Annotated in this window: 10 protein-coding genes; 5 read left to right on the top strand and 5 right to left on the bottom strand. The window is 36.7% G+C overall.

Going from position 1 to position 12,381, the window contains the following annotated elements; translation table 11 throughout:
• Positions 1 to 4: 4 nt before the first annotated feature.
• The 3 genes from cydC to MT390_RS06360 all read right to left on the bottom strand — a co-directional run bounded on the left by cydC (position 5) and on the right by MT390_RS06360 (position 4,288).
• Positions 5 to 1,819 carry a heme ABC transporter ATP-binding protein/permease CydC gene (gene cydC, locus MT390_RS06350; protein WP_499440194.1) on the bottom strand — a complete coding sequence of 605 codons (1,815 nt, stop codon included), beginning with the start codon at positions 1,817 to 1,819 and terminating at the stop codon, positions 5 to 7.
• Complete coding sequence (gene cydD / locus MT390_RS06355; protein WP_499440196.1) at positions 1,816 to 3,681, bottom strand: heme ABC transporter permease/ATP-binding protein CydD; 1,866 nt, start codon at positions 3,679 to 3,681, stop codon at positions 1,816 to 1,818. The genes cydC and cydD overlap by 4 nt, the downstream gene beginning before the upstream one ends.
• Positions 3,682 to 3,772: 91 nt before the next feature.
• Positions 3,773 to 4,288, bottom strand: coding sequence for a MarR family winged helix-turn-helix transcriptional regulator (locus MT390_RS06360; RefSeq protein ID WP_499440197.1), 516 nt, complete (start codon positions 4,286 to 4,288; stop codon positions 3,773 to 3,775).
• A gap of 173 nt (positions 4,289 to 4,461) precedes the next feature.
• Here MT390_RS06360 and MT390_RS06365 point away from each other — a divergent pair, with 173 nt between their 5' ends.
• The 3 genes from MT390_RS06365 (at position 4,462) to MT390_RS06375 (ending at position 7,510) form a co-directional block, all read left to right on the top strand.
• Positions 4,462 to 5,922: a catalase gene (locus MT390_RS06365; protein ID WP_499440198.1), complete on the top strand. Its 1,461-nt coding sequence runs from the start codon at positions 4,462 to 4,464 to the stop codon at positions 5,920 to 5,922.
• 161 nt (positions 5,923 to 6,083) lie between these two features.
• Positions 6,084 to 6,596, top strand: coding sequence for an ankyrin repeat domain-containing protein (locus MT390_RS06370; protein ID WP_499440199.1), 513 nt, complete (start codon positions 6,084 to 6,086; stop codon positions 6,594 to 6,596).
• A gap of 212 nt (positions 6,597 to 6,808) precedes the next feature.
• Positions 6,809 to 7,510: a cytochrome b/b6 domain-containing protein gene (locus MT390_RS06375; protein ID WP_499440201.1), complete on the top strand. Its 702-nt coding sequence runs from the start codon at positions 6,809 to 6,811 to the stop codon at positions 7,508 to 7,510.
• A 99-nt stretch (positions 7,511 to 7,609) separates the two neighbouring features.
• Here the strand turns inward: MT390_RS06375 and MT390_RS06380 are convergent, their stop codons facing one another.
• The gene (locus MT390_RS06380; RefSeq protein WP_499440202.1) at positions 7,610 to 8,065 is read right to left on the bottom strand and encodes a c-type cytochrome; all 456 of its coding nucleotides are present in this window, start codon (positions 8,063 to 8,065) and stop codon (positions 7,610 to 7,612) included.
• Between the two features lie 482 nt (positions 8,066 to 8,547).
• Here MT390_RS06380 and MT390_RS06385 point away from each other — a divergent pair, with 482 nt between their 5' ends.
• Both MT390_RS06385 and MT390_RS06390 read left to right on the top strand, forming a co-directional pair.
• Entirely contained in the window at positions 8,548 to 9,177 is a 630-nt protein-coding gene (locus MT390_RS06385; protein ID WP_299663267.1) for a hypothetical protein, read from the top strand.
• Between the two features lie 308 nt (positions 9,178 to 9,485).
• Positions 9,486 to 10,169 (top strand): YceH family protein, encoded by a 684-nt coding sequence (locus MT390_RS06390; protein WP_499440203.1) that lies wholly within the window; start codon positions 9,486 to 9,488, stop codon positions 10,167 to 10,169.
• 116 nt (positions 10,170 to 10,285) lie between these two features.
• Here MT390_RS06390 and MT390_RS06395 read toward each other — a convergent pair whose 3' ends face one another.
• A complete protein-coding gene (locus tag MT390_RS06395; protein ID WP_166369236.1) occupies positions 10,286 to 12,139 on the bottom strand; it encodes a cation:proton antiporter domain-containing protein in 1,854 nt (617 codons plus the stop codon).
• Positions 12,140 to 12,381: the final 242 nt, after the last annotated feature.

Below are 12,381 nucleotides of genomic sequence, written 5' to 3' on the forward strand. Positions count from 1 at the left end.
AGCTTTAGTTTAACTGTTGGTGCAGACTGGCGTAATACTGATCATTTGCTAATAGTTCTTTATGTTTTCCAGAAATACGTAATAAGCCATCTTCCATTAAATATATTCGATCCATTTTTTCTATTGCTGTTAGTCGATGACTGATCATTAATAGTGTTTTATCTTTAGCAAATTCAAATAAAAGCGATAAAATTTCTCGCTCTGTACGCTTGTCTAAACCTTCTGTCGGTTCATCCAGTAACAGCAATGGTGCATTACGTAATAACACGCGTGCAACGCCAATTCTTCGTTGTTCGCCGCCAGATAGTTGTCTTCCACCTTCACCTATCCATGCATCAAGTGGAGACTCTCCCTGTGTTAATGCAGATAATCCAACTTTTTCAAGCACTGCTAATAACTGTTTGTCGTTGTTTATTTGCGCTTCAGCCTGCTGTTTGTAGGTATCAAATTTAATGGTCTCTACTTGTGCCAGCGTTAAATTTTCTCTGAGGGTACCGGTAAATAAATAAATACGCTGACTTACTATTGAAAGGCCGCTGCTTAAAGCCTGTTGGCTGTATTGTTTAACATCGACACCATCGATCAATAGATGCCCTGAATTCGCTTCCCATTCACGTGTGATCAAAGCTAATAGACTTGATTTACCACAACCCGTTTGGCCTAGTAATGCGATTTTTTCGCCGGCATTAATGGTTAGTGAGATACCTTTTAGTACAGCTTGATCTACCTTTTTATCTGCGCTTTTTTCAGTGCAGTGATCCATATTTTGATAAGAAAAAACAATATCTCTCAAATCCAAAGCACCTTTATTGATAATACTGGTATGTTGATTATTAAAAACGATATCAGGCGTTTGTTGCACTAAGTCATTAACCCGTTTGCCTGCATCAACACAGGAAGAAAGGTGTTGAAAAGCACCGGCAATAGGCATTAACATTTCAATACAAGCTAATACCATAAACGTTACCATCGCTAACATGGCGCCTGGAGGTTGATGCTCGCCCACACCGGAAGCGGCCACATAAAGTACCATTAACATCACAAAACCATGGCATAAGATTAATGCTGCTTGACTCAATGCAGTTATATTAGCCATCGCACGTTGACTATTCAATAATGCAGCTTCTGATTGTGCTAATTTATCGCGAAAACGCTGCTCTACTCCAAATAATGAAATTTCCGCAAGACCTTGTACAAATTCAAGTATTTGAATGCGTAATAGACGCTTACTTTGTAGTTGTTTGATACCTGGCGCTCGTCCGAGAAAATAAAAACACCAAGGTAATATTAACCAGATTAATAATAAGCTACCACAGATTAAAAGTGCTAGTTCTGCGTCTATCCAAGCAACAAAAAAGTATAAACAAAGCAGCATCAATAGGGCTGCAAATAGAGGCGTTATTAAACGTAGGTAAAGGTGGTCTAGTGTATCTATATCAGCGACTAAGCGATTTAACAACTCACCTTGTCGTAACCCCTGCATATTTCTGGCACTAAGTGGCATCACTTTTTTCCAAGCCCAAACCCTAAGTTGAGTCAATAACTTGAAAGTTGCTTCATGGGTGGCTAATCGCTCACCATAGCGGCTTGCTGTTCTCGCTATAGAAAGAAAGCGAACTCCGCCACTAGGAGTTAAATAGTTAAACGTTTGCGTAGCGAGTAATGTTAAACCTGCTACCGCTGAGGCAGATAAAAACCAACCTGATAGAGACAATAAACCGATACCTGCCATCAAAGAAGTAATGCTCAATAGCAAACCAATCGACATCATAAACCACTGATGTTTGAATAATTTTATAAAAGGAAGTAACGTTTTCATACGTCTTGCTCCTTCTCATTTTCCGTTATAAATTCAGATTGATCACTTTGCATTTGTTTAAACAATCCATTTTCATGAGTCAATAAATCAATATTACCTTGTTGCACAATTTTGCCTTTATCAAGTACCAATATAGTATCCATTTTAGTTAGTTGATCTATACGATGGGTCACCATCAAACAACTTACTCCTTGCATGGCTTCGGCTAGAGAAGCAAGTACAGCATTTTCGCTAGGCCTATCTAGACTAGCAGTTGGTTCATCAAGTAAGAATAATGAAGCCTGCTGACCTAAAGCACGTGCTAAGGCAATTCGTTGCGCTTGACCCACAGAAACACCGGCCATTTGTTCACCAATAGGGTAATTTAAACCTAATGGTTGTTGTTCAACGAAATCGAGTATTTTAGCTTTTGATAGCAGTGTTTTTATCTTGTCATCACTCATATTAGGATCTGCTAAAGCAACATTATCACGTACACTACCGTGAAATAGTTGAGGCTCTTGGCCAAGCCAAGCGAGATTTGAGCGCCAATTTTTGACAGTTAAAAGATTTAACTCAATGCCATTGACTGTGAGCGAACCTTGGTAAGGTAAAAAACCAAGTAAAGCATTCAGCAAACTACTTTTACCTGCGCCGCTAGGGCCAACCACTGCGATATGTTGACCTGCTTCGAGTTCAAATGAGATGGGGCCAACTAGGGTAGCGCCAGAGTGGCTTTTAACAATTAAATCAGAGGCAATTAGTGTAATGCCTTGTTGGCTATTGACTGTCTTAGCCCCCGCATTATTGTGTGGTTGTGTTACTATATTTTGCTTAACATCATCGTGCTCGTTGTCGGTTGTGAATGTATTGCTGTTATCCACCTCAACTTGATATTCAAGAAGTGCCTTTAATTCTTCTGCAGCACCAATTGCCTGGGCCTTAGCATGGTAATGTGTGCCCATGTCACGAAGAGGTTGGTAGAATTCAGGCGCAAGCATTAATACAAACATACCTACAAATAAACTTACGCCTGCGTTATAGTCACCAAAATCGAGTTCACCTAAAAAGCTGAAGCCAAAATAGATTGCTAACACTGCAATTGAAACGGCTGCAAAAAACTCTAACACCGCTGAACTTAAAAAAGCCAAGCGTAATACTGCCATGGTTTTTTTACGAAAGGTTTCAGATGCCGCTTCTATCTCTTTACCCTCAGCATTACCCCTATTAAACAACTTTAACGTATTTAATCCTTTTAGACGGTCCATAAAATGACCACTTAATTGTGATAATGCTTTAAAGTTTTTACGGTTTGCATCGGCAGCGCCAGTCCCCACTAGAATCATAAAAATAGGAATTAAAGGTGCTGTACAAAATAAGATCAAACCTGCTGCCCAGTTTAAAGGAAATACAACCACTAAAATGGTCAAAGGGATAAACCCAGCGAGTAACATTTGTGGTAAGTAACGGGCGTAAAAGTCGTGTAAATCTTCAACCTGTTCAAGCACTATACTTGCCCAACTGCCGGCAGGTTTACCTTTGACAAATGCAGGACCTAATTCACTTATTTTATCTAAAACAGCAGCACGGATCTGTAAACGCAATCGCTTACCCGCTTCAAAACTGCAACGCTCACGGGCAAAAGCTAACAAGGCTCGTATTGGAATTAATACTAATAGACATAAAAACTCCGTACTGAATGCAGACTTGGGTAAGTCGTTAATAATGATCCCATGCAAAATGGTAGAGATTAGGTAAGCTTGTAAAATCAGTGAAAAGCCAGTTAATAGACCAAACAATACGGTCAAATTTAGGAAAAAACCGCAGGCATTCTTTTGTTTTTTTAACCATGCAGTAAGCTGTTTTTCTAAGGGTTTATTCATCTTGTTCCTGATGTTTATAAGTAATAGTAAGTGAGGAATCGTTATTATTTACTGATTAAAGTATTCGCATAGTTTATCAATCAGTGTGTTTTTATGGTAGCTGTCGTGACTCTATATTATTCAATAATTTAGCAAGTAGTTTATCTAACAATGCTATTTCTTCAGCTGTGAATCCGGTTAATAACTGTTGCTGTATATTTTGTAATTCCATTACTGATTGGTCAACTATATCAAGCCCTTGCTCGGTCAATCGAATCATACAAATACGCTTGTCATCGTCACAATTAATGCGCGTTATGATCCCTTTGGACTCTAATCTTTTCATTGCTTTAGTTAAACCACCCCAGCTAAATAACATGTAGTTGCATAATTCAGAGGGTTTTAATTCATAAGGAGGGCTACTTTTACTGCGCCTGATTGCGGTAATTAAATGAAAATCACTGGTTAATAAACCGCGATCACTCATTGATTTACTAATATGACTATCAATGTTTTTTGCGATCCTCTCTACCCGAGGAAAAAGTAAATAAAGGCCTTGAAAGGCATTTGACCAATTTTTTTCCATCAAGCGAATAAAGTTATCAAACTGTAATTGTGTATGTGGCATAAAATTCCCTATATTTGTTTGTACAATACCTTTCTAGAGAGGTATATTCAATTAATACCTTTCCAGAAAGGTAATGGTTAAAGTGGATTATCTTCATCAACAAGAAGTTGATTTTTTACGCTAAATTTAATCATTAACTATTAATCTATTAAATCTAAGAAATGGAGATAATCATGACCAATAAGCATAAATTAACGATGACAAATGGTGCCCCCGTTGCAGATAATCAAAATGCACAAACGGCTGGTCCACGCGGGCCAATGTTATTACAAGACCTCTGGTTCTTAGAGAAATTAGCGCACTTTGATAGAGAAGTGATTCCTGAAAGACGTATGCATGCAAAGGGCTCTGGTGCCTATGGCACGTTTACTGTGACACACGATATAACGCAATATACAAAAGCAAATATTTTCTCTGAAGTCGGTCAACAAACTGATCTTTTTATTCGATTTTCAACCGTAGCGGGTGAACGTGGTGCAGCTGATGCTGAACGCGATATTCGCGGTTTTGCGATCAAGTTTTATACACAAGAAGGCAATTGGGATCTAGTCGGTAATAATACGCCGGTTTTCTTTTTACGTGACCCATTGAAATTTCCTGATTTAAACCATGCAGTAAAAAGGGATCCTCGTACCAATCTTCGTAATGCCAATACCAACTGGGATTTTTGGTCTTTATTGCCTGAAGCACTTCATCAAGTGACTGTTGTCATGAGTGACCGTGGTATCCCGAGTAGTTATCGTCATATGCATGGTTTTGGTAGCCATACATTTAGTTTTATTAATGCAGATAACGAACGTTTCTGGGTTAAGTTTCATTTACAGACACAACAGGGTATTAAAAATTTAACTGACCAAGAAGCTGAAGCATTAGTTGGAAAAAATCGTGAAAGTCATCAACAAGATTTATACGAAGCAATAGAACAAGGTGATTTTCCTAAATGGAATGTCAAAGTTCAAATAATGCCAGAGAAAGAGGCTGATACCTATCAAGTACATCCTTTTGATCTTACTAAAGTATGGCCACACGATGATTATCCGTTAATTGATGTAGGTGTGATGGAGCTTAATCGTAATCCTGATAATTATTTTGCTGAAGTCGAGCAAGCAGCATTTAACCCTGCCAACTTTGTACCTGGCATCAGTTATTCACCAGATAAAATGTTACAGGGACGTTTATTTTCATATGGTGATGCGCAACGTTATCGTCTAGGTGTTAATCACATGCATATTCCAGTCAATCAACCTCGTTGTCCAGTTAATTCATATCATCGTGATGGCGCAATGCGTGTTGATGGTAACTATGGCAGTACCAAAGCTTATGAGCCTAACAATTTAGGATTATGGCAACAGCAGGAAGAGCAAAAAGAACCTAAGTTAGCGATTAATGGTGATGCTTATAATTGGGATTTCCGAGAAGATGACAGCGATTATTATAGCCAACCCGGTAAGTTGTTCAATTTAATGACTGCGCAACAACAACAAGTATTATTTGAAAATACAGCAAGAAGTATTGGTCCTGCTTCAATTGAAGTTAAACACCGTCATATTGCAAACTGTTACAAAGCAGACCCTGCTTATGGTCAAGGTGTTGCTAACGCATTAGACATTGATTTGAAAAGTATTGACTTGTAAAAAATTTACTTTTAAGTGATTTGCTTCTTAATAAGTTGCTTATATACAAAGATTTATAATTGTAACAAACAATAAAAGTGAATTAACTGTTGCAGGCCTAATTTTGTGGTGACGGGTCTGCTCAGCTATTCAATTTTCTTATTAATTGAATAAAGGAAAAAATGAAAACCTGGAAAGCATACAAAGAAACCTATCGTACCGAGTCGACTATTTTTGATTTTGCTAGAATAGGTGATTTAAGAGGTTATGCAGATCTTTTAATGCGAGATAATGCTTTGGATCTTAATGCGACCAACGGTCGTGGTTATTCAGCTCTAATGTTATCTGTTTACAATGGTGAAAAAGATTTTTGTGAAGCTCTTTTGCGTTCCGGAGCAGATGTTAATTCTACTGATAGTATGGGGAATACAGTTTTGATGGGCGCCGCCTACAAAGGAGATATTGAAACATTATTGCTTCTTTTAGAGTTTGGAGCAGACATCAGCCTTAAAAATAAAACCAACATGAATGTAAGAGATTGGGCTGTTATGTTCGGCCGTCATCATATAATCACTTTTTTAGATCAACATTATCCTACCCAGCACGGGGCTTCAAAACTCATTAATAGTTGGCGATTTATTAAACTGGGTATGATCTTAATGCTTGATAAGCTGAAGCGTAAATTTGCACCTTAAGGTCTTTTGGGAATGAATTAAAAACGATGCCACCATCAATGTTAATGTTGATGAATTATAATCCTGCTCTGATAAACTGACTACAAACTATACCCCGTACTATTCAAGCTAACGACTGAATAAAGCATCTCGATTGGTAATGGGTATGTACAATGACTTCGACGTAACTTCTCAGTATTGATAAATTTACTTTTTTACTAAATGGGTGACAGATGAATTTAAATAATAAAAAAATAAAGGTGTGGGATTTTTCAACACGTTTTTTCCATTGGGCAATGGTTTTATTATTAGTAGGTCTTTGGTGGACTGCTGAAAATGGTGAGATGCAATGGCATCAAATTTGCGCCTATTTATTAATGACTTTAATTCTTTTTAGATTGATATGGGGATTTTGGGGAAGTGAAACCGCTTTATTCAAACAGTTTATCGTATCGCCAAAACAAGTTATTAGTTACACATTAAAAGAACCAAAACCAAAGACGCTTGGACACAACCCTTTAGGTGGTTATATGGTGGTGGTGTTGCTCAGTTTGATTGCGCTACAGCTAGGCACTGGTTTATTTGCTACGGATGAAATTTTTACAGAAGGGCCCTTGGTATCTTTAGTCTCTTCTGATACTGCTAATTGGTTAACTTGGGTACATAAGAACAATTTTAATATCATCATTGCGATGGCAGCGGTGCATATTCTAGCTGTAGTAGTACATTTGTTGAAAGGTGAAAATTTAATTAATGCAATGTTTACAGGGTACAAAGAGCTCAGTGGACATAAAAAAAATGCTAGCGATAAAGATTTAACAGATAGTACAGATGCTCCTAAACTGCGTTCTCAACTAGTTGCATTGGTCATTGTTGCGATTATTTTTGCATTGGTGTGGTTTTATTTATTAGCGCCTGTGGTGAGTTTTTTATAACCTTATTAAATACCCATTAAGTAAATACTTAATGGGTATTTTGATATTTTTTGTATGACTTAGATTCAAATAATAAGTGCATAGCTTGTAAATCTTACCTTAATCTTCTTTGTAAACTTTGTGGCAGCCTTTACAACTTTTACCTGTATCAACAAAAGCTGCTTTGATGGCATTTTTGTCATTAGATTTAGCGGCGATGGCTAAAGCTGCTGCATTGTCTTTAAAAGCATTCATTTTACTATCAAAATCTGCCTTATCCTGCCAAATTTCAGCAAGTGCCGCCGTATCTCCTTTATCTGAACCATCAACAAAAGCTTCATGTGGCAATTTAGATAGTGCAGCCACATTTTCAGCACGTATGTTGAATTGGGCTTGATCAAAAGGCTTCTCACCTTTTAACATCGCACCCATTTCACCAAAGTTAAATGAAATTAATCCATAGGCAGCTTGACGATATTTGATTGCGTCTTCTGCTTTTTCAAAATCATTTGCAAATACAGCGGGGATAATCATTGCAGTTGCCGTAATGGCGAGTAATATTTTCTTCATCATCATCTACCTTCACTTATGTTATAGGGGGGGCTTTAAAATATTGATATGCAGAGCAGTCATCACTTGTTTAAGGTATTGTTTTCAACATCATGAATACGCTACTTAATCATTCTATTGAGTATCCATTAAATATGTCAACTATTGAACATAATTTAAGTATTATTTTTTGATAATTTGTCGCATGACTTTAAGTTGTCAGTAAGGCAATAGTAAAAGATATCTTTTATTTCAGCGTTATTTTTAAGTTACATTACTTTTTCTTGTAAAATTTATCTCTATTTAATGGCATTGTGTAGCATCATTGCAGTTGGATTAACCCGTAAATTGTGACCTTGGCTGTACCTAAGTTATTAATGCAGGGGGGATTGTGAGTAATATATTGATTTAAAATATTAGATTGATATCGTTATCAATAAATAGCTATATTTTATACACTTTACTGCTCGTTTGTTTATTCTAATCATTTGCTAAGTTAAAGGCCGATTATGAAACTTTATATTCCATTACTATTATGTTTTTTCTCTCTTCATGTTTCTGCCGCCCAAAAAGGGGTGACGGAAGAAGGTGATGTTGTTATTTTGAATGACGATGGAACTTGGTTTTATGAACAGGATAATGTAACTGAAGAACTCGAAATAAAGACCAATCCTGGGGTATTTAATACACCTAAGACTTCAAATTTTGTTTTAAAAAGTAAAAAAAATAATGCCACCTTTGCAATTAACAGTAAAAAATGGACTTTTGAAAAAAGTTCAAATGATGATGCTGCTATCGAATACAGCTTAACCCTTAAAGCAGGGGATTTGTATGCGAGAGTGATCACTGAACGGATTCAAATTAATACTAAAGAATTAACCGAAATAGCGTTAGATAACGCTAAAGATGTTGCTCCTAATACCAAAGTGATCAAAAAAGAATATCGTATTGTTAATGGCAAAAAAATGATTTATATGGAAATGGTTGGCACCATGAAAGGCATTGACTTTCAATACCTTGGCTATTATTACTCAGATACTTCCGGTTCTACCCAATATGTCACCTTTACCGGCGCGAGTTTAGTGGAAAAATACAGGAATGAGGTTGATGATCTGTTAAATGGTTTTGTTATGGAATAGCCGAATAATGTTTAAAAGTAGAAGAAATCGTAAGCTTATCCCTTGTGATTTCTTGTTCTATTTATCGATTACTATCGTTGAAATAATAACTTAGTTACTTTCAAATATTCATTAAAACGACAGACCACTTTAAAAATGTTATTTACTCATCATTAATAAATTCTTTTATATAATAATGCTATGCATTTTAATTACTTGGGGACATTATTCCAAGTAATGGTCAAACATGAATTGTTGGCATGCTATTTCCCACTATTATTAGCAGCAACTTCATATCTTAAAATTTAACACTTAAGGAACCCGAGTAGATGATGACATTAACTGCTTTGCAAATCCGCGTTATTGGAGTGATGCTTGAAAAGGAGAAAACCACACCGGAACAATATCCATTGTCGTTAAACTCATTAACTAATGGCTGTAACCAAAAGAGTAACCGAGATCCCGTATTAACTCTTTCTGAAACAGAAGTACAAAATGTTGTTGATGAATTAATAGAACTAAATCAATTAATGGTAGATAGCGGTGCACATGGGCGTGTCAATAAATACAAGCATCGCTTCTGCAATACTACCTTTGGTAATTTACAATTAACAGACCAACAAAAGGCAATACTTTGCGTGTTATTTCTTCGTGGTCCTCAGACACCAGGAGAACTGCGCACCAGAACGCAACGTTTGGCTGAGTTTGATAACGTCAGTGAAGTTGAAGCAGCGCTTGAACAATTACTAGTATTAAATGAGCAACCTAAAGTACAAAAATTACCGAGAGAAGCAGGGAAAAGAGAATCGAGGTATATGCATCTCTTTTCTGATCATGAACATCAAGACGATGATCTTGATATACAGCAGGGCACACAATCATTACAGAATAATTTACCGGCAGAAAATGTTGCAGAACAAGATAAACTCGAATCTCGAGTGGTGTTGTTAGAGAAAGAAGTTGAGCAATTAAAAACGCAATTAGCTCAACTTTTTGAGAAAATATCTAACTAAAGTGATCTCGGCGATTAAAGTTAATATAACAATAGAGCCTGTCACTAATCAGTCAGTAGCCTAAGTTTAATTTAGACTAGGCTACTGACGGATTGAAGTGTTTGGGTTAGTTGAGATTACTCTTTTTCATCATTAATATGTTCTTTCATTGCTAATCTCATCTCTTGTTCTAATGATACAAACAACTCAATATAGTTGTTAAATAGATAACTTTCTTTGCCCGCATCATTCCAAGCTTTACGCAAATCTTCATGATGATCTAGTTCCGTTTGATAATAAAGCGATTTAGCCTTTTCCGCTTTCTTTTCATCAAAGCCCAACACTTGTAATGATCTCTTACTCATTTCTAATGCGGTAAAGTAGGACTCTATAAACACGTGATCTGCACCTGCTGCTTCTAAAAGATAACCATGACCACGGTCATAGGCTCGAGCAACAATAGATAAGTGTGGATGAAATTGTTTAACGTGTTTGACTAAATGTAGTATGTTTTCTGGTCCATCAATTGCAATCACTAATAACGATGCTTCTTCAAGGCCTGCCGTATTAAGTAAGCTAGAATCTGTCGCATCACCATAATAAGCATGTATATCAATTTTTCTTACACGGTCAATCATATCTGTTGATTGATCAATCACTGTTGTTTCAAAGCCATTAGCCATGAGTAAGCGATTAATAACTTGTCCAAAACGACCGATCCCTGCAATAACAACTTGTCCTTTTTTATCAATGTTATCAGCTGGTTTTTTCTGCTGTGTCGCAACATATTTTTTAGTGACCACTTTGTCATAGAAAATAAATAGCAGTGGAGTTAAAAACATTGATAGTGTGATAACGGGTGAAAGAATAGCAACCCATTCAGGGGGTAATGCTTGGCTTTGTGATGAGAAACTTAGTACTACAAATCCAAACTCTCCGGCTTGCGCGAGACTAAGGGTTAATAACCAACCATCGGAGTTTTTAATTTTAAAAATAATTGCCAAACTAAGTAACACAGCGGCTTTTATAGCAATCACTGCTATGGTCAAACTACTAATTAATAAAAAATGTTCGGTAATCACTGCGAAACTAATACCTGCGCCCACGGTGATAAAAAATAACCCCAGTAATAATCCCTTAAAAGGTTGAATATTACTTTCTAATTCATGACGAAATTCGCTGTTAGCTAGTACAACGCCTGCTAAAAAGGTACCCAGTGCCGGAGATAAACCAACCACACTCATTAATGCGGAAATCGATATAACCAATAATAAAGCGGTGGCTGTATACAGTTCTCGAAGTCCCGATTTGGCAACCAATGTAAATAAAGGTTTCGAAATATAATGTCCAGCACCCACAATTAGAGCAATGGCAATAATAATGACGCCAGCATACTGCCAACCCGATAAGTGTTCAACTAACGAGATAGCTCCATGGTCTGAGACTAATGAAATGGTTTCTGGCATGCCAAAATAAGCGGGAATAGCTAATAACGGAATAACCGCCAGCATCGGGATAACTGCAATATCTTGAGATAATAAAATAGAAAATGCTGCTTGTCCGCCGTCGGTTTTATTCAGTGATTTCTCTGCGAAACTTTGCATAACAATCGCAGTTGATGATAATGAAAAGATAAGGGCAACTACCAAAGAAGGTTGCCATGGAAAGTCAAATGCAATGCCGAGTGAGGTGATAATGAGGGTTGTAAGACCAATTTGTAATCCCCCTAAACCAATCAGCCGACTTTTCATATTCCATAACGCTTTTGGTGAAAGCTCCAACCCGACGATAAAGAGCATCATCACGACACCAAATTCAGCAAAATGCTGGATAGTATTTGTCTCTTCGCCTGCTAAACCTGTAATGGGGCCTATGATCACTCCTGCACTGAGATAACCAAGTACCGATCCCAATCCATATCTTTTTGCTAAGAGTACGCATATTACCGCGACGAGAAGATACAGAGCTGCTTGAATAAAATATATTGTCATAATGTCAATTCTTTAAGTTGAAAGAGAGTGAGCGATATAAATTGCTCTTATTTTCTTTTAGCAATATTAATAATATAAAACGCTGATGTTTGTGATGATTAAGCATTACTGTTAATTTAGATAACTGTCAATTTAGATCGCTATCAATTTAGCTAATATGGTTTTATATAATGATTTTTATCATAGTAATATAATCAAAAAGTAACTAACAATAATTATCTTAAATTTTTTAATATTGGACA

The sequence above is a fragment of the Vibrio sp. 2-Bac 85 genome (assembly GCF_037546705.1).
Classification (GTDB): Bacteria; Pseudomonadota; Gammaproteobacteria; order Enterobacterales; family Psychromonadaceae; genus Psychromonas.

Excerpts from the sequence above, each read along its gene's own strand:
- MT390_RS06390 (WP_499440203.1), top strand. The coding sequence starts at position 9,486 with ATGATGACATTAACTGCTTTGCAAATCCGCGTTATTGGAGTGATGCTT.
- MT390_RS06370 (WP_499440199.1), top strand. The coding sequence starts at position 6,084 with ATGAAAACCTGGAAAGCATACAAAGAAACCTATCGTACCGAGTCGACT.
- cydD (WP_499440196.1), bottom strand. The coding sequence starts at position 3,681 with ATGAATAAACCCTTAGAAAAACAGCTTACTGCATGGTTAAAAAAACAA.
- MT390_RS06395 (WP_166369236.1), bottom strand. The coding sequence starts at position 12,139 with ATGACAATATATTTTATTCAAGCAGCTCTGTATCTTCTCGTCGCGGTA.
- MT390_RS06365 (WP_499440198.1), top strand. The coding sequence starts at position 4,462 with ATGACCAATAAGCATAAATTAACGATGACAAATGGTGCCCCCGTTGCA.
- MT390_RS06380 (WP_499440202.1), bottom strand. The coding sequence starts at position 8,065 with ATGATGATGAAGAAAATATTACTCGCCATTACGGCAACTGCAATGATT.
- MT390_RS06360 (WP_499440197.1), bottom strand. The coding sequence starts at position 4,288 with ATGCCACATACACAATTACAGTTTGATAACTTTATTCGCTTGATGGAA.
- cydC (WP_499440194.1), bottom strand. The coding sequence starts at position 1,819 with ATGAAAACGTTACTTCCTTTTATAAAATTATTCAAACATCAGTGGTTT.
- MT390_RS06385 (WP_299663267.1), top strand. The coding sequence starts at position 8,548 with ATGAAACTTTATATTCCATTACTATTATGTTTTTTCTCTCTTCATGTT.
- MT390_RS06375 (WP_499440201.1), top strand. The coding sequence starts at position 6,809 with ATGAATTTAAATAATAAAAAAATAAAGGTGTGGGATTTTTCAACACGT.